The sequence below is a fragment of the Pseudooceanicola sp. LIPI14-2-Ac024 genome, assembly GCF_042188925.1.
In the GTDB taxonomy this organism is placed as follows: Bacteria; Pseudomonadota; Alphaproteobacteria; order Rhodobacterales; family Rhodobacteraceae; genus Pseudooceanicola.
Map to the genome: position 1 here is coordinate 246,248 of NZ_CP170102.1, position 18,928 is coordinate 265,175.

General features: G+C 69.3%; 21 protein-coding genes. 12 read left to right on the forward strand and 9 right to left on the reverse strand.

The genetic code is table 11. The features are described from left to right. Positions 1 to 28: 28 nt before the first annotated feature. Together ACE2AC_RS01160 and ACE2AC_RS01165 are read right to left on the reverse strand one after the other, a co-directional pair. On the reverse strand, positions 29 to 583 hold the full coding sequence (locus ACE2AC_RS01160; protein WP_375690307.1) for a peptidylprolyl isomerase: 555 nt from the start codon (positions 581 to 583) through the stop codon (positions 29 to 31). Next, entirely contained in the window at positions 576 to 1,082 is a 507-nt protein-coding gene (locus tag ACE2AC_RS01165) for a peptidylprolyl isomerase (protein WP_375690308.1), read from the reverse strand. The genes ACE2AC_RS01160 and ACE2AC_RS01165 overlap by 8 nt, the downstream gene beginning before the upstream one ends. Before the next feature lie 130 nt (positions 1,083 to 1,212). Between ACE2AC_RS01165 and ACE2AC_RS01170 the strand changes: the two genes are divergently transcribed. Both ACE2AC_RS01170 and ACE2AC_RS01175 read left to right on the forward strand, forming a co-directional pair. Next, positions 1,213 to 2,397: a phosphoglycerate kinase gene (locus ACE2AC_RS01170; protein WP_375690309.1), complete on the forward strand. Its 1,185-nt coding sequence runs from the start codon at positions 1,213 to 1,215 to the stop codon at positions 2,395 to 2,397. Positions 2,398 to 2,502: 105 nt separating this feature from the next. Further along, entirely contained in the window at positions 2,503 to 3,396 is an 894-nt protein-coding gene (locus ACE2AC_RS01175) for a fructose bisphosphate aldolase (protein ID WP_375690310.1), read from the forward strand. Positions 3,397 to 3,508: 112 nt separating this feature from the next. Here ACE2AC_RS01175 and ACE2AC_RS01180 read toward each other — a convergent pair whose 3' ends face one another. Next, a complete protein-coding gene (locus ACE2AC_RS01180) occupies positions 3,509 to 5,128 on the reverse strand; it encodes an acyl-CoA dehydrogenase family protein (protein WP_375690311.1) in 1,620 nt (539 codons plus the stop codon). A gap of 161 nt (positions 5,129 to 5,289) precedes the next feature. On the opposite strand from ACE2AC_RS01180, the gene ACE2AC_RS01185 reads away from it, so the two are divergent. After that, positions 5,290 to 5,589 carry a septum formation initiator family protein gene (locus tag ACE2AC_RS01185; RefSeq protein ID WP_375690312.1) on the forward strand — a complete coding sequence of 100 codons (300 nt, stop codon included), beginning with the start codon at positions 5,290 to 5,292 and terminating at the stop codon, positions 5,587 to 5,589. A gap of 100 nt (positions 5,590 to 5,689) precedes the next feature. Here the strand turns inward: ACE2AC_RS01185 and ACE2AC_RS01190 are convergent, their stop codons facing one another. Continuing rightward, complete coding sequence (locus ACE2AC_RS01190; protein ID WP_375690313.1) at positions 5,690 to 5,989, reverse strand: DUF6958 family protein; 300 nt, start codon at positions 5,987 to 5,989, stop codon at positions 5,690 to 5,692. A 124-nt stretch (positions 5,990 to 6,113) separates the two neighbouring features. On the opposite strand from ACE2AC_RS01190, the gene pdhA reads away from it, so the two are divergent. The 8 genes from pdhA (at position 6,114) to ACE2AC_RS01230 (ending at position 13,881) form a co-directional block, all read left to right on the forward strand. Continuing rightward, on the forward strand, positions 6,114 to 7,142 hold the full coding sequence (gene pdhA / locus ACE2AC_RS01195) for a pyruvate dehydrogenase (acetyl-transferring) E1 component subunit alpha (protein WP_375690314.1): 1,029 nt from the start codon (positions 6,114 to 6,116) through the stop codon (positions 7,140 to 7,142). 14 nt (positions 7,143 to 7,156) lie between these two features. Next, a complete protein-coding gene (locus tag ACE2AC_RS01200; protein ID WP_375690315.1) occupies positions 7,157 to 8,530 on the forward strand; it encodes a pyruvate dehydrogenase complex E1 component subunit beta in 1,374 nt (457 codons plus the stop codon). Between the two features lie 12 nt (positions 8,531 to 8,542). Beyond that, positions 8,543 to 9,871 (forward strand): pyruvate dehydrogenase complex dihydrolipoamide acetyltransferase, encoded by a 1,329-nt coding sequence (locus tag ACE2AC_RS01205; RefSeq protein ID WP_375690316.1) that lies wholly within the window; start codon positions 8,543 to 8,545, stop codon positions 9,869 to 9,871. A 180-nt stretch (positions 9,872 to 10,051) separates the two neighbouring features. Then, positions 10,052 to 11,038, forward strand: coding sequence for a zinc metalloprotease HtpX (htpX, locus tag ACE2AC_RS01210; protein ID WP_375690317.1), 987 nt, complete (start codon positions 10,052 to 10,054; stop codon positions 11,036 to 11,038). A gap of 197 nt (positions 11,039 to 11,235) precedes the next feature. Continuing rightward, positions 11,236 to 11,454 (forward strand): twin-arginine translocase TatA/TatE family subunit, encoded by a 219-nt coding sequence (locus tag ACE2AC_RS01215; RefSeq protein WP_375690318.1) that lies wholly within the window; start codon positions 11,236 to 11,238, stop codon positions 11,452 to 11,454. 36 nt (positions 11,455 to 11,490) lie between these two features. Continuing rightward, on the forward strand, positions 11,491 to 12,138 hold the full coding sequence (gene tatB, locus ACE2AC_RS01220; RefSeq protein WP_375690319.1) for a Sec-independent protein translocase protein TatB: 648 nt from the start codon (positions 11,491 to 11,493) through the stop codon (positions 12,136 to 12,138). After that, a complete protein-coding gene (gene tatC / locus ACE2AC_RS01225) occupies positions 12,135 to 13,046 on the forward strand; it encodes a twin-arginine translocase subunit TatC (protein ID WP_375690320.1) in 912 nt (303 codons plus the stop codon). Before tatB ends, tatC begins: the two co-directional genes overlap by 4 nt. Next, positions 13,039 to 13,881, forward strand: a complete 843-nt coding sequence (locus tag ACE2AC_RS01230) for an ATP-binding protein (RefSeq protein WP_375690321.1) — start codon at positions 13,039 to 13,041, stop codon at positions 13,879 to 13,881. Before tatC ends, ACE2AC_RS01230 begins: the two co-directional genes overlap by 8 nt. 85 nt (positions 13,882 to 13,966) lie before the next feature. On the opposite strand, the gene ACE2AC_RS01235 is transcribed toward ACE2AC_RS01230, so the two are convergent. The 3 genes from ACE2AC_RS01235 to surE form a co-directional block, all read right to left on the reverse strand. Next, positions 13,967 to 15,202: a peptidoglycan DD-metalloendopeptidase family protein gene (locus ACE2AC_RS01235; protein ID WP_375690322.1), complete on the reverse strand. Its 1,236-nt coding sequence runs from the start codon at positions 15,200 to 15,202 to the stop codon at positions 13,967 to 13,969. 97 nt (positions 15,203 to 15,299) lie between these two features. Then, complete coding sequence (locus ACE2AC_RS01240; protein ID WP_375690323.1) at positions 15,300 to 15,944, reverse strand: protein-L-isoaspartate(D-aspartate) O-methyltransferase; 645 nt, start codon at positions 15,942 to 15,944, stop codon at positions 15,300 to 15,302. Continuing rightward, entirely contained in the window at positions 15,941 to 16,723 is a 783-nt protein-coding gene (gene surE / locus ACE2AC_RS01245; protein WP_375690324.1) for a 5'/3'-nucleotidase SurE, read from the reverse strand. Before surE ends, ACE2AC_RS01240 begins: the two co-directional genes overlap by 4 nt. A 232-nt stretch (positions 16,724 to 16,955) precedes the next feature. On the opposite strand from surE, the gene ACE2AC_RS01250 reads away from it, so the two are divergent. Continuing rightward, entirely contained in the window at positions 16,956 to 17,846 is an 891-nt protein-coding gene (locus ACE2AC_RS01250; RefSeq protein WP_375690325.1) for a DMT family transporter, read from the forward strand. Positions 17,847 to 17,866: 20 nt separating this feature from the next. On the opposite strand, the gene ACE2AC_RS01255 is transcribed toward ACE2AC_RS01250, so the two are convergent. Together ACE2AC_RS01255 and ACE2AC_RS01260 are read right to left on the reverse strand one after the other, a co-directional pair. Beyond that, entirely contained in the window at positions 17,867 to 18,511 is a 645-nt protein-coding gene (locus ACE2AC_RS01255; protein WP_375690326.1) for an SDR family NAD(P)-dependent oxidoreductase, read from the reverse strand. A 32-nt stretch (positions 18,512 to 18,543) separates the two neighbouring features. Further along, on the reverse strand, positions 18,544 to 18,858 hold the full coding sequence (locus ACE2AC_RS01260; RefSeq protein ID WP_375690327.1) for a hypothetical protein: 315 nt from the start codon (positions 18,856 to 18,858) through the stop codon (positions 18,544 to 18,546). Between the last annotated feature and the right edge of the window lie 70 nt (positions 18,859 to 18,928).

Sequence of the window (18,928 nt, forward strand, 5' to 3'; positions counted from 1 at the left end):
CGCCGGGGAACTCGCGGGCCTGGGGCCCTCAGTCGGTGACGGTGACCTTGACCATGCGGTCCGGCTCGCCGGTGACGGCGCCGCTCTGACCCTGGCCGCGCTTGATCGCGTCGATCACCTCCATGCCCTCGGTGACCTGGCCGACGACGGTGTAGTCGCCGTTCAGGAACGGGCCGGGGGCGAACATGATGAAGAACTGCGAGTTGGCGCTGTCCGGGTTGGCCGCGCGGGCCATGCCGACGGTGCCGCGTTCGAACGGCCGGTCCGAGAACTCGGCGGGCAGGTCGGGCAGGTCCGATCCGCCGGTGCCCGCGCGCGCCATGTTGCCGCCGACCTTGGCGAATTCCACGTCGCCGGTCTGGGCCATGAAGCCCTCGATCACGCGGTGGAAGTAGACGTCGTCATAGGCGCCGTCGGCGGCCAGCTTGGCGATCCGCTCGACGTGCTGGGGGGCGACGTCCTCGAAAAGGTCGATGTGCACGGTGCCGTTGGCCTCGCCCGCGATCTCGATGTCGAGGCCGGTGGCATGGGCGGGCAGGGCCATCAGCCCCGCCAGCGCCGTGGCCGTCAGAAGGTTACGCATCCGCTGCCACCTTGACCGAGATCATGCGGTCCGGCGTCGCCGGCGGCTCGCCCCGGGTGATCGCGTCGACATGCTCCATCCCCTCGATCACGCGGCCGTAGACGGTGTACTGGCCGTTGAGGAAGTGGTTGTCCTTGAAGTTGATGAAGAACTGCGAGTTGGCCGAGTTCGGGTTCTGCGACCGGGCCGCGCCCAGGGTGCCGCGGTCGTGCGGCAGGCGCGAGAATTCGGCCGGCAGGTCGGGCAGGTCGGACCCGCCGGTGCCGGCGCGGCGCAGGTTGAAGCCGTCTTCCATGTCGCCATGCTCCACGTCGCCGGTCTGGGCCATGAAGCCGTCGATCACGCGGTGGAAGGCGACGTTGTCATAGGCGCCGGCGCGGGCCAGCTCTTTCATCCGCTCGGAATGCTTGGGGGCAACATCGGGCAGAAGCTCGATGGTGACGGTGCCGTCCTTCAGCTCGATGAGGATGGTGTTTTCGGGATCCTTGATCTCGGCCATTTCGGCGCTCCTCTGGTGGTTTGTGACCCAATTAAGAGACCGGCGGCGGATTGCCAAGCCATGTGCGGTTGACGCCCCGCGCCGCACCGGCCATGAAACGCGCGAAACCGGGCACCGCCAGGAGAGATTGATGGGTTGGAAGACGCTGGATGACATGGACCTCGCGGGCAAGCGCGTGCTGGTCCGCGTGGATATCAACGTGCCCGTGGAGGGCGGCAAGGTCACCGACGCGACCCGGATCGAACGGATCGTGCCGACGCTGAACGACATCCTCGCGCAGGGCGGAAAACCGCTGCTGCTGGCGCATTTCGGCCGGCCCAAGGGCAAGGTCGTGCCCGAGATGTCGCTGCGCGTGGTGCTGCCGGCGCTGCGCACCGCGCTTGGCCGCAAGGTGACCTTTGTCGAGACGCTCGAGGCGCTGGAACGCGGCACCGAGGAACAGACCGAGGCCGATGTCCTGCTGCTGGAAAACGTCCGTTTCCATCCGGGCGAGGAAAAGAACGACCCCGATTTTGCAAAGCGCCTCGCCGCGCTTGGCGACATCTACTGCAACGACGCGTTTTCCGCGGCGCACCGGGCCCATGCCTCGACCGAGGGGCTGGCGCACCTGCTGCCGTCCTGCGCCGGCCGGCTGATGCAGGCCGAGCTCGAGGCGCTGGAGGCTGCGCTTGGCCAGCCCAAGCGCCCGGTGGTGGCCGTGGTGGGCGGCGCGAAGGTGTCGACCAAGCTCGACCTGCTGGGCAACCTGGTCGAGAAGGTCGACCACCTGGTGATCGGCGGCGGCATGGCCAACACCTTCCTCGCCGCGCGCGGGGTGCACGTGGGCAAGTCGCTCTGCGAGCACGACATGACCGAGACGGCGGCGCAGATCCGGCTCAAGGCGCTGGACCTCGGCTGCACCATCGTGCTGCCCGCCGACGTGGTGGTGGCGAAGGAGTTCAAGGCCAACGCCCCGCACGAGGTGGTGGCGGTCACGGATTGCCCCGACGACGCGATGATCCTCGACGCAGGCCCCGAGGCAGTGACGCGGATCGAACAGATCTTTGCCGAGGCCGCGACGCTGGTCTGGAACGGCCCGCTCGGCGCGTTCGAGCTGGAGCCGTTCGACGCGGCGACCAACGCGGCGGCAAGGAAGGCGGCAGAGCTGACCCGCGCGGGCAAGCTGGTGTCGGTCGCCGGCGGCGGCGACACGGTCGCGGCGCTCAACACCTCGGGCGCGGCGGAGGAATTCACCTATATCTCGACCGCGGGCGGCGCGTTCCTGGAATGGATGGAAGGCAAGACTCTGCCCGGGGTCGCGGCGCTCGGCGGTTGACGGCGGCGCGTTAGCGCCACCAGAATTGAATCTGTCATACCCCTCGCCTAGAAGTCGGGTCGAGGGGCAGAGGCCCAGTGTTTTCAGCAATTTCAGGCGATAATCATGGCGAACGAGAAACAGGCAGACCAGATGCGCAGCGGCGCGGGATTCGTGGCGGCGCTGGACCAGAGCGGCGGATCGACCCCCAAGGCGCTGCGGCTCTACGGGATCGGCGAGGACGCCTATTCCGGCGATGACGAGATGTTCGGCCTGATCCACGAGATGCGCGCGCGGATCATCAAGTCGCCCGCCTTCACCGGTGAGAAGGTGATCGGCGCGATCCTGTTCGAACGCACCATGGACGGCGAGATCGACGGCGTGCCGACCGCGCAGTACCTCTGGGAAGAGCGCGGCGTGGTGCCGTTCCTTAAGGTCGACAAGGGCCTGGCCGACGAGGTCGACGGCGTGCAGCTGATGAAGCCGATGCCCGAGCTGGATGCGCTGCTGAACAAGGCGGTGTCCAAGGGCATCTTCGGCACCAAGATGCGGTCGGTCATCAACAAGGCCTCGCCCTCGGGCATCCGCGCCAACGTCGCCCAGCAGTTCGAGGTCGGCCGCCAGATCCTGGCCCACGGCCTGATCCCGATCATCGAGCCCGAGGTCACGATCTCGATCGCCGACAAGGCCGAGGCCGAGGCGATCCTGCGCGACGAGATCGCGGCCCAGCTGGATGCGCTGCCGGAGGACATCCAGGTGATGCTCAAGCTGACGCTTCCCGAAGAGGCGAATTTCTACAAGCCGCTGATCGACCATCCCCGCGTGATGCGGGTGGTGGCGCTGTCGGGCGGCTATTCGCGGGACGAGGCGAACGACCGGCTGTCGCGGAACACCGGCATGATCGCGTCCTTCAGCCGCGCCCTGACCGAGGGGCTGTCGGCGCAGCAGGCCGACGGCGAGTTCGACGGCGAGCTGGGCAAGACGATCTCGAGCATCCACGCGGCCTCGGTCGCGGGCTGACCCGATCCGGCGGAGCGCGGGCCCTGCGGCCCCTCGCGCGTGATCCATGATCGGATGAGGGGGCCTTGCCCCCTCAAACTCCCCCAGGATACGTGACCAGAGGAAGGTCGGGTCAGGCGATCCGGTCGAGAATGGCGCCGTGGTCGGCCGCCGGGATCGCCCCGGTGAGGCGGCCGCGGTCGCCGGTCAGGCGGGTGGCGCAGAAGGCGTCGGCAACGGCGCCGGGGGCGTGGCGGATCAGCTCGGCCGCGGCCAGCAGGCGGGCCAGGCTTTCGGCGAACCAGCGTGCCTCGGCCTCGTCCGGGGCGCCGGGCCAGCGGGCGACATGGGCCTTGAGCGCGGCGTCGTAGGCGCGGTCGGTGCCGGTGGCGGCCATCAGCGCGGCGGTCAGCGCCTCGGCGCTGTCGGGCGCGCGGTGCAGGGTGCGCAGGATGTCGAGGCAGATCACGTTGCCCGATCCTTCCCAGATGCCGTTCAGCGGCGCTTCGCGGTAGAGCATCGGCATCGGCGTCTCTTCGACGTAGCCCATGCCGCCAAGCGCCTCCATCGCCTCGACCGTCACGATCGGGCAGAGCTTGTTGCCGAGGTACTTGGCCAGCGCCACCGCGATGCGCGACAGCGCGCGGTCCGCTTCGCTGTCGCCGTCGAAGGCATGGGCGGCGGCGAGGCCGAGGGCGAGCGTGCCCTCCCAGTCGAGCGCGAGGTCGGCGAGCACGGCGCGCATCAGCGGCTGGTCGATCAGCCGGCGCTGGAAGGCGGTGCGGGAGGCGGCCCACCACTGCGCCTCGGACAGCGCGGCGCGCATCAGGCCGGCGGGGGCCATGGCGGTGTCGAGCCGGGTGTGGTGCACCATCTCGATGATGGTGCGCACGCCCGCGCCCTCGTCGCCGAGGCGGTAGGCGAGGGTCTGGTCGAACTCCACCTCGGAGGAGGCATTGGCGTGGTTGCCGAGCTTGTCCTTGAGGCGCTGCAGGCGGAACGGGTTGCGGGTGCCGTCGAGCCAGCGGGGGACGAGGAAGCAGGTCAGCCCCTCGGGGGCCTGGGCGAGGGTGAGGAAGCCGTCGGACATCGGCGCGGAGCAGAACCACTTGTGCCCGGTCAGGCGGTAGTGATCGCCGTCGCGGACCGCCTGGGTGGCATTGGCGCGGACGTCGGAGCCGCCCTGCTTCTCGGTCATTGCCATGCCCATGGTGACGGCGGCCTTCTCCCGGACCGGAACCGGGCGGGGATCGTAGGTGCGGGCGGCCAGCTTCGGCTGCCATTCGGCGGCGAGGGTCGCATCGGCGGCCAGCGCCGGGTGGGCCGCGTAGGTCATGGTCATCGGGCAGCAGGCGCCGGGTTCGAGCTGGCTCATCAGGTAGACCATCGCCGCGTGGGTGGCGTGGCCGCCGGGGGTGCCGTCCCAGGCGGTGGCGGCGTAGCCGTGTTCGAGGCCGAGGGTCATGCAGGCGTGATAGCCCGCGTTGAAGTGCACTTCGTCAACGCGGCGTCCGGTGCGGTCGTGGGTGAGCAGGCGGGGCTTGTCGCGGCGGGCGTCATCGGCGGCGGTGAGCGCCTCGGGGGTGCCGAAGGCGGCGCCGGCGCGGGCAAGGGCGGTGGTGTCGGCGCCGGTGCGGGTGGCGGCGGCCTGCAGGACATGGTCCTCGGCCCAGAAATCGCGGCGTCGGCGGGGGACGGGCTGGTTGGCGACCTCGTGCGTGGCGAGATGCGCGTCGGGGGCGGAAATCGGCATGGGGGATCCTCCTGCCGGGCACGATGACATCTGCGGGCGGCGCAGGAAAGCGCCAGTGGCGGGATTTTTCGAATCACGTTTGCACGAGGGGGATTCACAAGGCGAATCGGTTGTGTCATGGTGCGAGCATCCGCCCGTAAGAGGCGGAGAAGAGGCAGAGAATGACCATCCGCAACCGTCCCGCGCTTGGCGCGGTCATGTTCTTTTTCATCGTCTTCGGCCTTGGGCTCTATTTCACCTTCGCCGCCGTGCAGGGGGATTACGGCCTGTTTCGCCGGGCCGAGATTCTGGGCGAGGCCGAGGAGCTGAAAGCGCAGCTGGGCGCGCTGGAAAGAGACGTGGCGCGGATGGAGAACCTGACCCAGCGGCTGTCGGACGACTACCTCGACCTCGACCTGCTGGACCAGCAGGCGCGCGACGTGCTGGGCATGGTGCGCAGCGACGAGATCGTCATTCGCTGAGCCCGGACGGGCCGCCGAGAACCCCGAAATCGCCGAAATCGGACGTCGGTATTGCGTCGGTATCACGTCGGTATTTTCCGCACGGTGCGGTGAGGCGCGGTTAACGGCCGGGCGGGCGGCTGAGGCGGACGGGTGGCCGGGCCTCGCGCTGCAGGACGCCCTTGGCCTCGAGGTCGAGATGCACGCATTTCAGCCACCAGCCCGCGGTCGCGCCGCCGGGGAAATGATCCTGCGACAGGTGCGGATCGAGGGCGGTGCGCAGTTCGGCGACGGTCAGCGGGCCGGCGCCCGGCGGCAGGGCGGCCAGCACCGCGCGGTGCATCGCGGCGTATTTCGCGGCGTCCACACGCTCCACCCGGCCGGGATGATTCACGTTCTCGACTTCGATCTTCTCTGCCATAGGTGGAGCATGACAGGTGCCCCGCCGCCTGTCATCGTCCTTGCGTCAAATTCGCTCTCGCATGGCCGGAGAGAATGCTGTAATAAATAGTTTAACGCTAAACCATCTCGGGAGGAGCGCGATCATGGCGACCCGCAAACCCGCCGCCAAGCCGAATGTTTCGGCCGATGAGCTCAAGCAATTCTATCGCGACATGCTGCTGATCCGGCGCTTCGAGGAGAAGGCCGGGCAGCTTTACGGCATGGGGCTGATCGGTGGCTTCTGTCACCTCTACATCGGGCAGGAGGCGGTCGTCGTCGGCCTCGAATCCGCGGCCGAGGAGGGCGACAAGCGCATCACCACCTATCGCGACCACGGCCACATGCTGGCCTGCGGGATGAACCCCGACGGGGTGATGGCCGAGCTCACGGGCCGCGAGGGCGGGTATTCCAAGGGCAAGGGCGGCTCGATGCACATGTTCAGCCGCGAGAAGCATTTCTATGGCGGCCACGGCATTGTCGGCGCCAACGTGCCGCTGGGGGCAGGGCTGGCGTTTGCCGACAAGTACCTCGAGAACGGGCGCGTGACCTTCACCTATTTCGGTGACGGCGCGGCGAACCAGGGGCAGGTCTACGAGACGTTCAACATGGCGGCGCTCTGGAAGCTGCCGGTGATCTTCGTGATCGAGAACAACCAGTACGCCATGGGCACGTCGCAGAAGCGGTCGACCTCGACCGAGGACATCTATACCCGCGGCGCGCCTTTCGGCATTCCGGGCGAGCTGGTCGACGGGATGGACGTGCTGGCGGTGAAGGAGGCGGGCGAGAAGGCCGTCGCGCACTGCCGCGAGGGCAAGGGGCCCTACATCCTCGAGGTGAAGACCTATCGCTACCGCGGGCATTCCATGTCGGACCCGGCCAAGTACCGGACCCGCGAGGAGGTGCAGAAGATGCGCGACGAGAAGGACGGCATCGAACACGTCCGCGACCTGCTGATCTCGGGCAAGCACGCGACAGAGGATGACCTCAAGGCGATCGACAAGGAGATCAAGGACATCGTGAACCAGTCGGCCGAGTTCGCCAAGGAGAGCCCGGAGCCGGAGGCCAGCGAGCTCTGGACCGATATCTATGCAGACGACATCCCGCAGGGCGCGGCGATGGAAGAAGACGCCTGAGGGGGAGACGCGAGATGCCGACCGAAATTCTGATGCCCGCGCTGAGCCCGACGATGGAAGAGGGCACGCTGGCCAAGTGGCTGGTGAAGGAGGGCGACACCGTCTCTTCCGGCGATATCCTGGCCGAGATCGAGACAGACAAGGCGACGATGGAATTCGAGGCCGTCGACGAGGGCACGATCGGGAAGATCCTGGTCAGCGAGGGGACCGAGGGTGTGAAGGTGAACGCCCCGATCGCCGTGCTGCTGGAAGAGGGCGAGAGCGCCGACGACATCGGCGAGACCAAGGCCGCGCCGGCGAAGTCCGAGACCAAGGAGGAGCCGAAGGCCGCCAAGGCCCCGGCCGGGGCGAAGGCCCCCGAGGCGCCCAAGCCCGACCAGACGCCCGACTGGCCCGAGGGCACCGAGATGAAGACGCAGACCGTCCGCGAGGCGCTGCGCGACGCCATGGCCGAGGAGATGCGGGACAACCCCAACGTCTTTGTCATGGGCGAGGAGGTGGCCGAGTACCAGGGCGCCTACAAGGTCACGCAAGGCCTGCTGGACGAGTTCGGGGCCAAGCGGGTGATCGACACCCCGATCACCGAGCACGGGTTTGCCGGGATCGGTGTCGGTGCGGCACTTGGTGGGCTGCGCCCGATCGTCGAGTTCATGACGTTCAACTTCGCCATGCAAGCCATTGACCACATTATCAACTCGGCTGCCAAGACGCTCTACATGTCGGGCGGCCAGATGGGCGCGCCGATCGTGTTCCGGGGGCCGAACGGCGCCGCGGCGCGGGTGGCGGCGCAGCACAGCCAGGACTATGCCGCGTGGTACGCGCAGATCCCCGGCCTCAAGGTCGTGCAGCCCTATTCGGCGGCCGATGCCAAGGGCCTGCTGAAAAGCGCGATCCGCGATCCGAACCCGGTGGTTTTCCTTGAGAATGAAATCCTTTACGGGCGGTCCTTCGAGGTGCCGGTGCTGGACGACTTCACCATCCCCTTCGGCAAGGCCAAGATCTGGCGCGAGGGCACCGACGTGACGCTGGTGAGCTTTGGCATCGGGATGCAGTACGCGCTGGAAGCCGCTGACAAGCTTGCGGAAGATGGCGTTTCGGCCGAGGTGATCGACCTGCGGACCCTGCGGCCCATCGACTATGACACGGTGATCGCCTCGGTCATGAAGACGAACCGCTGCGTGACCATCGAGGAAGGCTGGCCCGTCGGCTCCATCGGCAACCACATCGGGGCGACGATCATGCAGCGCGCGTTCGACTACCTCGACGCGCCGGTGATCAACTGCACCGGCAAGGACGTGCCGATGCCCTATGCCGCCAACCTCGAGAAACTGGCGCTGGTGACGACGGACGAGGTCCTCGAAGCCGTGCGCCAGGTCACCTACAGGTAAGGAGAGCCAGAGATGCCGACCGAGATCCTGATGCCCGCGCTGTCCCCCACGATGGAGGAGGGCACGCTGGCGAAGTGGCTGGTGAAGGAGGGCGACACCGTCTCCTCCGGCGACCTGCTGGCCGAGATCGAAACCGACAAGGCGACGATGGAGTTCGAGGCCGTCGACGAGGGCGTGATCGGAAAGATCCTCGTGGCCGAAGGCACCGAGGGCGTGAAGGTGAACGCGCCGATCGCCGTTCTGCTGGAAGAGGGCGAGAGCGCCGACGACATCGGCGAGGTCAAGGCCGCGCCGAAGGCGGAGGCCAAGGCTGAGGCGAAGGAAGATGCGCCGGCCGCCAAGTCCGACGCCGCGCCCAAGTCCGGCGGGGCGGTGGAGAAGAGCGACACCAAGGCGCCGGCGGCGCCCAAGGATGCCGACGGCGGGCGCATCTTTGCCTCGCCGCTGGCGCGGCGGATCGCCAAGGACAAGGGCCTCGACCTTGCGCAGATCGAAGGCTCGGGTCCGAAAGGCCGGATCGTGAAGGCGGACGTGCTGGAGGCCAAGCCCGCGGCGGCCAGGGCCGAGGCGCCGAAAGCGGCAGCCGCAGGCGCTGCGCCGGTGGCGGCGGGGCCGTCCACCGACACCGTGCTCAAGATGTATGCCGACCGCGAGTTCACCGAGGTGAAGCTCGACGGGATGCGCAGGACGATCGCGGCGCGGCTGACCGAGGCCAAGCAGACGATCCCGCATTTCTACCTGCGGCGCGACATCAGGATCGACGCGCTGCTGAAGTTCCGCGGCGAGCTCAACAAGCAGCTCGAGGGCCGGGGCGTGAAGCTGTCGGTCAACGACTTCATCATCAAGGCCTGCGCGCTGGCGCTGCAGGCGGTGCCGAAGGCCAACGCCGTCTGGGCGGGCGACCGGGTGCTGGAGCTGACGCCGTCGGACGTGGCGGTGGCCGTCGCGATCGAGGGCGGGCTCTTCACGCCGGTGCTGCGGGATGCGGATGCGAAGTCGCTGTCGAAGCTTTCGACCGAGATGAAGGACCTCGCCGCCCGGGCACGCGACCGCAAGCTGGCGCCGCATGAGTACCAGGGCGGCAGCTTCGCGGTGTCGAACCTGGGGATGTTCGGGATCGACAACTTCGACGCGGTGATCAACCCGCCGCACGGCGCGATCCTCGCCGTCGGGGCCGGGGTGAAGAAACCGGTCGTCGGCGACGACGGCGCGGTGACGGTCGCGACGGTGATGTCGGTCACGCTGAGCGTCGATCACCGGGTGATCGACGGGGCGCTCGGGGCGGAACTGCTGCAGGCGATCGTCGAGAACCTCGAGAACCCGATGGCGATGCTGGCCTGAACGCAGGGGTGGGGGAAACCCCACCCGACGCGGCGAACTCCGGTCGCGACCTGTCGCAGGGTGGGGTTCGCCCCCACCCGACGCCGTTCACGGCCCGGTGCGCACCCGATTGCATCACGAGGCCCCGCCTCTATATCCCAAGGGACCGCGCCCGCGACGGGCGCCTGCCGGAGACCTGGGATGGGGTACGTCAAGACAGCGATACTGATGGCGGCGATGACCGCGCTCTTCATGGGCGTGGGCTACCTGCTGGGCGGATCGGGCGGCGCGCTGATCGCGCTGGTCGTGGCGGCGGTCATGAACCTGATGACCTGGTGGAATTCCGACAAGATGGTCCTGCGCATGCACAATGCGCAGCCGCTGGGGGCCAACGATCCCTACGGCCTGCACCAGATGGTGGCCGAGCTGTCGCGCAACGCCGGGCTGCCGACGCCCGCCGTCTACCTGATCCAGACCGACCAGCCGAACGCCTTTGCCACCGGGCGCAACCCGACGAACGCCGCCGTGGCGGTGACCGCGGGGCTGATGCGCACGCTGTCGCGCGAGGAGCTGGCGGGCGTGGTGGCGCACGAGCTGGCGCATATCAAGAACCACGACACCGCGATCATGACCGTCACCGCGACCTTTGCCGGCGCGATTTCCATGCTGGCCAACTTTGCGCTCTTCTTCGGCGGCTCGCGCGAGCGGCTGGGGACCATCGGCACCATCGCGATGATGATCCTGGCCCCGATGGCGGCGGCGCTGGTGCAGATGGCGATCAGCCGGACCCGCGAATATGCCGCGGACAAGGAAGGGGCGCAGATCTGCGGCCATCCGCTCTGGCTCGCCTCGGCGCTGGAGCAGATCCAGCGCGGTGCGGCCCGGATCGACAACGTCGCGGCCGAGAACAACCCGGCCACCGCCCACATGTTCATCATCAACCCGCTGCACGCGCACAAGCGCGACGCGCTCTTTGCCACCCACCCGGCGACCGAGAACCGCGTGGCGGCCCTGCGCCAGCTGGCCGCCGAGATGGGCCAGGGTGCCGCGCCGTCGCCGCGCCGCGATGCCGCCCCGCGCGCCCCTGAGCCGCCGCAGGGCGATCCCTGGGGCGGGGCCGAGGTGCCGCCGCAAGCGCCGCGCGCCGTGCCGCCGCAGCGCGGCCGCAAGCCCGGGCCCTGGGGCTGAGACACGATTCGGCGCGGCGCGGACCTGCCGTAGGGGCAGGCCGCGCCGCCGCCCGTTCGCGATGCGACAAAGCCGCCTGCGCGGGGCGAATCCACCAAATGTGAAGGATTGAGCCTTTCATCGCGCCCCGCGACCTATTAGATATGCCTGACCATTTCGGCCCGCGGGGAGGCGGGCCCACCTAGGGAGCAGAACCCATGCTGAACAATATCGGACTTCCCGGCCTGCTGCTGATCGCCGTGGTCGTGCTGGTGCTTTTCGGGCGCGGCAAGATCTCGTCGCTGATGGGCGAGGTCGGCAAGGGCATCACCGCGTTCAAGAAGGGCGTCACCGACGGCCAGAACGAGCTGGAAGACAGCGCCGCCACCGGTGCGCGCGACGTCACTCCGGCAGATGCAGAGAAGGACAAGGCCTGAGGCGCCCAGCCTCAGCCATGACCGGGACAGCGCAACATGTTTGACCTCGGCTGGACCGAGCTTCTTCTGATCGGCATCGTGGCCCTGATCGTCGTCGGGCCCAAGGACCTGCCGGTGCTCTTCCGCAACGTCGGCCGGTTCGTCGGCAAGGCGAAGGGCATGGCGCGCGAATTCACCCGCGCGATGGAAGAGGCGGCGGACGACGCCGGGGTGAAGGACATCTCGAAGTCCCTCAAGGACGCGACCAATCCCGGCAAGATGGGCCTCGACAAGCTGAAGGAGGCCACGGACTTCACCAAGTGGGAGCCTGACAGCGCCACCGGCCGCCTGGCCGAGGAACGCGCCGAGGCCGCCAAGAAGATCCACGCCGCCACCGCCGAGAAGGCCGCCAAGCGCCAGGCCGAGGAAGCCGCGGCCGCCGAGAAAGCCGCGGGCGCCGCCAAGGAAGCCGCCGCCACGCCGGCCGCGACTCCGGCCGCCACGCCCGCGCCGAAGGCCGAGGCCCCGGCGAAGCCCAAGGCCAAGGCCGCGTCGAAACCGGCCGCGAAACCGGCGGCCAAGTCCACCAAGACCACGAAGTCGGGCACCAAGTCCAAGGCGGCCAAGCCGGCCAAGGCCAATGGCGCCGCCGCACCCGAAGCGCCGGCCGAGCCCAAGACCGCCTCTGGAGGCGCGAATACATGAGCATCGAGACGGACGAGCTCGAGGACAGCTCGGCCCCGCTGATCGAACACCTGGCCGAGCTGCGCACCCGCCTGATCTACTCGGTCAGCGCCTTCGTCGTGGCGATGGTGATCTGCTTCACCGTCTGGAACCCGATCTTCAACTTCCTGACCCAGCCACTCTGCAACGCGCTGGCCGACCGCGGCCAGGTCGGCGACTGCGGGCTGATCCTGATCAAGCTGCAGGAAGGCTTCTTCGTCGCGATCTCGATCTCGCTGATGGGCGGGCTCTGCCTCAGCTTCCCGTTCATCGCCTACCAGATGTGGCGCTTCGTGGCGCCGGGGCTCTACCGCAAGGAAAAGAACGCCTTCCTGCCGTTCCTGGTAGCCTCGCCCATCATGTTCGCGCTCGGCGCCTCGTTCGCCTTCTACGTGGTGACGCCGCTGGCCTTCGACTTCTTCCTGGGCTTTCAGCAGCCGGGCAGCGTGATCGCCGAGGGCGGGCCCGAGGGCAACGGCATCGCCGGCATCGCCTTCCAGGGCTCGGCACAGGAATACCTGTCGCTGACCATCAAGTTCATCGTCGCCTTCGGCCTCTGCTTCCAGCTGCCGGTGCTGCTGACGCTGATGGGCAAGGCCGGGCTGGTGTCGTCCGGCGGGCTGAAATCGGTGCGCAAGTATGCCGTCGTCGGCATCCTGGTGCTGGCCGCGCTGGTCACGCCGCCCGATGTCATCACCCAGGTGATCCTCTTCGTCGTGGTCTACGGCCTCTACGAGGTGTCGATCTTCCTGGTGGGCCGGGTCGAGCGCAAGCGAGAGGCCGAACTGCGCGAGCAGGGGCTCTGGTTCGAGGACGAGGACGCGGAGGCAGAAGCGGCGGCGGATGCCGACCTGCCCGAGGCCGCGGAGCCCGAACGCCGGGATGACTGATCCGCTCGACCGCATCGCCGCCGCGCTGGAGCGCATGGCGCCCGCGCCGCTGGCCGCGCCGGATTTCGACGCCGCCGATGCCTTTGTCTGGCACGTCGCCCCCGAGCGTCTGTCCCCGGTGGGCAAGGTGAACCGCGTGGGGCTCGAGCTGCTGGTCGGCATCGACCGGTCGCGCGACACGCTGCTGGCCAACACGCTGCAGTTCGCCCGCGGCCTTCCGGCCAACAACGCGCTGCTCTGGGGCGCGCGGGGGATGGGCAAGTCGAGCCTGGTCAAGGCGATCCATGCCGAGGTGCTGCGCCAGGGCCTGCCGCTCAAGATCGTGGAACTCCAGCGCGAAGACCTGCCCACCGTGGGCCGGCTGATGGAGATCTTGGCCGCCTCGGACCACCGCTTCCTGCTGTTCTGCGACGACCTGTCGTTCAGCCATGACGACGAGCACTACAAGTCGCTGAAGGCAGTGCTCGACGGCGGCATCGCCGGGCGGCCCGAGAACGTGCTGCTCTACGCCACCTCGAACCGCCGGCACCTGATGCCGCGCGACATGATCGAGAACGAGCGCGGCTCGGCCATCAACCCGAGCGAGGCGGTCGAGGAGAAGGTCTCGCTCTCGGACCGCTTCGGCCTCTGGCTGGGCTTCCACGCCTGCGACCAGGACAGCTACCTGGCCATGATCCGCGGCTACTGCGACGCGCACGGCGTCGAGATCGACGATGCGACCCTGCGGGCCGAGGCGATCGAGTGGCAGGCCACGCGCGGATCGCGCTCGGGCCGGGTGGCCTGGCAGTACTTCACCGACCTCGCCGGCCGCAGGGGCGTGGCGCTCAGGGCCTGAGCCGCGCCGCGCCGCCGCTTTCCCCTGGTTTCGTATCCCGGGGGGAGGCCGCAGGCCGGGGGGCAGCGCCCCCCTGACCGGTCCGTTACTGGAGATAGGGCATCGGGTCGGTGCTCTCGAGCCCCTTGCGGACCTCGAAGTGCACGTAGGGCGAGCCGCTGGCCGGGATCGCCGCGATCTTCTGGCCCCGGCTGACCTTCTGCTTTTCCTTTACCGCGATGCCCGAGACGTTCGAGTAGATCGTCAGCAGCTTGTTGTCGTGGCGGATGACCACGACGTGGTTGCCCTCGGCGTCCGAGGTGATCGCCGCGACCTCGCCGGCCTCGGCCGCGCCGACGGCGGTGCCGGGGCTGGCCTGGATGTCGATGCCGTCGTTCCGGCCCTTGGCGTACTCGCGGATGATGCTGCCCTTGACCGGGAAGGCCATGGCAGCGGCGCTGGCGGCGGCGGCCGCCTCGGCCTGGCCGATGTCGGGCGCCTTGGGCGTCTCGGCCACGGCCTTGGCCTGCGGCACGGTCTTTTCGGCCGGCAGCGGCCTGGCCGCGCTTGGCGGGACCGGGGTGGCCGATCCGGTGCCCGGCGCCTCGGTCGTGGCGCGGGGCGCGGGGGCGGCGGCGCTGCGGCTGCCGGTCTGGGCGGCGACCGGGATCAGCAGGAACTGCCCTTCGCGGATCGTGTAGTTGCTGTCGAGCCCGTTCCATTCGCCCAGCAACTCGATCGGCACGCCGTAGAGCCGCGAGACGGTGAACGCGGTCTCGCCGCGCTGGACCTTGTGGCGGGTCGGTTCGGTCCCGGTCTGGGCCTGCGGCGCGACGGGGGCCGGGGCGGCGGTCTGCGCGGGGGCGAGCGTCGTGGTCTGCACGCTGCCCGCGCCGGCGCGGTCGATCGCGCTGCCGGCGACCGAGGTGATGTCGGTGCCGGGGCCGGCGGGGCGGATCGGGCCGGTGCCGATGGCGCCGGTGGCGGGCGAGGGTTCGGCCACTCGGGCGGGCAGCGACAGCACCTCGTCCCGGCGCAGCTGGTCCTCGGGGCGCAGGCCGTTGTGGCGGGCCAGCGTCTGCGCGTCGATGCCGACGCGGGTGGCGATGCTGGCCACCGTGTCGCCGTTGCGGGCGACCGCGACCTGATAGTTCGGATAGGAGATCACGCCGCGGTTGTCCGGCTGCGGCCGGGGGGCGGTGGCCATCCGCGCGGCTTCGGCCGTCGAGAACTGGTCGAAGTTGCCGCGCAGGTCGTAGTCGAGCGGGGTGGTGCAGCCCGCCGCCAGCGCAATCAGCGAGGCCGCGATGCCGCGGGTGGCGGTCCGGTATGTGACGATCATCTGTTCGATCCCTCGGCGCGCCCCTGTTGCTCGGGGCTTTCGTTTCTGTGCTCTGCGCCCCGGCCGGTCCTGGCCAGAGGCACGCCTGTCCGTCTCATCAGTCCCGCGCCAGCCCTTCGACCAGTGGCACGAAGCGGACCGGGCTGAGTTCGTCATAGTGCAGCCCGTCCTCGCTGCGACGGACACGGATCAGGCTCTGGACCGTGTCCGACTGGCCGACGGGCAACACCATAATACCGCCAATCTTCAACTGGGCCAATAGGGGGCCGGGCGGGTCTTCGGCGGCGGCGGTGACGATGATGCGATCGAACGGCGCCTGGTCGGGCAGGCCGTGCGATCCGTCGGCCACGATGGCGGTGATGTTCGACAGGTTCATCTGGTCGAAGAGCTTGCGCGCCTCGTGCACCAGCCTCGCGTGGCGGTCGACGGTGTAGACCCGGCGGGCGATCTGGCTGAGTACGGCCGCCTGGTAGCCCGAGCCGGTCCCGATCTCGAGCACCTTGTCGCGCGGCCGCACGGCCAGGGCCTGGGTCATCATGCCGACGATGGAGGGCTGGGAGATCGTCTGCCCGCAGTCGATCGGCAGCGGCGTGTCCTCGTAGGCGCGGTTGGCGAAGATGCCGCGGACGAAGGGGCCGCGGTCGATCTTTTCCATTGCCGTCAGGGTGGCCTTGTCCGTCACGCCGCGCGCGCGCAGCGTGTAGAGGAACTGCATCTTCCGTTCGGCGGCGCTGTCCGTCATTCGATGGCCTTCAACCCTTCGAGCATGTCGTGCGCGGTCAGGTCCGCGCGCATCGGGGTGACCGAGATGTAGTTGTCGAGGTTCGCATGCGCGTCCGAGCCGGGCAGCGTCGGCACCTGCTGGTCGCCGCCCGAGATCCACAGGAACTTGCGCCCCGAGGGCGAGAAATGCGGTTCGGTCGAGAAACGCGTGTTGCGGCGGAAGCCCTGGGTGGTGACGCGCGCGCCGCGCACGTTCGCCGCCGAGCAGGGCGGGAAGTTGATGTTGTAGAACAGCCGGTAGTCCTGCTGGTCGTCGGGCTGGGTGTCGAGGATCTTGCGCACCAGCGCGGCGCCGTGCACGGCGGCCGCCTCGAACGGGTTGTCGGCCTGAAAGTTGTCGGGGCCCAGGTACTGCGACAGAGCGAAGGACGGCACGCCCTGCAGCGCGCCCTCCATGGCGCCGCCCAGGGTGCCGGAGTAGAGCGCGTTCTCGGCCGAGTTGTTGCCGCGGTTCACGCCCGACAGGACGAGGTCGACGGTTTCGCCCTTGAGCACGTCGTGCAGGCCGGCCAGCACGCAGTCGGCGGGAGAGCCTTCGGCGGCGAAGCGGCGGGGGCCGAGTTTCGAGACCATCATCGGGTGGGTGTAGGAGATCTTGTGCGCGACGCCCGACTGTTCGAAGGCCGGGGCGACGCACCAGACCTCTCCTGCCTCGCCGGCGAGGTCCGCCGCGATCGTCTGCATGATCTCGAGCCCGCGGGCCGAGATGCCGTCGTCGTTGGTGATGAGGATACGCATGGTCTTCTGCCCCTTCTGCCCAAGGTCTGCATAGGCGAGAGGGGGCAGCGGGGCAAGCGGATGGCGGCGGGGTTTTCGTGCCTGTGACGAGGGGACTCGGTGCTGCGGATTTCCGGGGCAGGGACGGCGTTTCGGCCCCCCGCACCGTGGGGCCCGCCGCGCTTTCGAGGTGTCGGCGGGCCGGCCGATCTGCTAGGCGCTCGGGGCACGTTCCCTTGACCCGGCGGTTCCCATGGCCCCTTCGCATCCCAACCTTGCCCAGCTTGCGGCCCTGGTCTTTGCGGCGGTGTCCTGCGTGGTGCTGGGCGACACGGCGGGCAAGCTGCTGACCGGGCAGGGGATCGATCCGGTGCTGGTGGCCTGGACGCGCTTCGGGCTGGCGGCGCTGGTGCTTCTGCCGTTCAGCGGCCTGTCGCGGGCCGAGCTGCCGAATTTCCGCGACTGGCGGGTGCTGCTGCGCGGCGGCCTGATCGCGGGCGGGATCCTCAGCATCCTCACGGCGCTGCGGACCGAGCCGATCGCGAATGTCTTCGGCGCCTTCTTCGTCGGGCCGGTGGTGTCCTACGTGCTGGCGATCCTGTTTCTCGGTGAAACGCCCTCGCGCGGGCGGAGCCTGTTGCTCGCCCTCGGGTTCGCGGGGGTGATGCTGGTCGTCAAGCCGGGCTTCGGCATGACGCCGGGCATGGGCTTTGCGCTGGCGGCGGGGACGTTCTACGGCGCCTTCCTGGCCACCACCCGCGCCGTGGCGGGGGCCTACCGCCCGCGGTTCCTGCTGATCTCGCAGCTGCTGATCGGGACGGTGATCCTGACGCCGCTGGGGCTGGGGGTCACGTGGCCTGCGCCGACGCTGCCCTTGGCCGGCCTCGTGCTGCTCAGCGCCTTCGGATCGGCGCTTGGGAACTACCTGCTGGTGCTGGCGAACAAGCGCGCCGAGGCCAGCCTGATCGCGCCGCTGGTCTACAGCCAGCTGCTGTCGGCCACGGTTGTCGGGGTCCTGGTGTTCGGTGACTGGCCGGACGCCTACGCGCTGGCCGGGCTGGTCCTGATCGCGGTGTCGGGCTTCGGGTCGCTGCTGGCGCACCGGCGGACGGTGGCTTGCGCGATGGGGCGCGAGGCGGGGTGACACCCCGCCCCACGGGGCGATCAGCCGCGGATCGCGGCCAGCAGGCGTGCGGCCTCGGTATCGGGATGGCTGAGCTTCTCGCGGTCCTCGCCGGGATGGAAGCGGGCGCGCAGCGCGGTCGGCATCGGGTTCGGCGTCAGGATGTGGATGTTCGGCGCGGCGGCCGTCGCTTCCTGCGCCCAGGCCCGGGCGAGGGTGATCTGCGCGCGCTTCGACGCGCCGTAGGCACCGTGGAATTTCCGGTCCGCCGCCGGGTCGTCGAAGAAGAGGACATCCGACGTGGCGGTCAGCAGCGGCGAGACGTAGGGGATCAGGATGCCCGTCGCGGTCACGTTGGTGGCCAGCGTCTTGTCCCAGTCCTTGGCGTCGACGTGGTCGGCGGGGCTGAGCGGCGGGGCATGGACGGCGGTGTGCGCCCAAAGGGCCAGCTTGCCCCAGCGGTCGTGGATCGACCGGCAGAGCTGGGCCATGGCATCGCGCTTGGTGACGTCCATCGGCGCGAGGGTGGCACTGCCGCCCCTGGCCTTGATGCGGTCGTCGAGCTCTTCGAGCCCGCCCACGGTGCGGGCGACGGCGACGACGTGATACTCGGGCGCGAGCGCGAGGGCGAGGGCGGCACCGAGGCCCCGCGAGGCGCCGGTGACAAGGGCGATCTGATCGGTCATGCGGCGCGGTTTGCGGGCAATCGCGGCGACAGTCAAGCGGTCGGGAAGCCGAAGCGGCGGGTCGCGCCCTTGCGGGCGACGATGACGTGGTCCTCGGCCACGGCCAACACCCTGTCGCCGGCCAGCCTGTCGCCGACGGCGACCCGTTCGATCAGCCCGTTCGGCAGCCGCAGCACCGCCCCGCGGCGGTCGTCGGCCCCGAAGGTGCCCAGCAGAAGTGGGGCGGTCGGGTCGAACTGGGCGGGCAGGGTGGCGTGGGCGCCGGCGGTGCCGCTGGCGGGGTCGGGGCGCAGGGAAGTATCGAGTTGTGCGGGCCGCAGCTGCGGCCGGAGCGAGGTCTTGGGCATGTCTCTACCGGTGAAATGTGGGCCGGGTCGACGCGGATGCGGACGGCGGCGCGGGAGAGATATGCGGGCT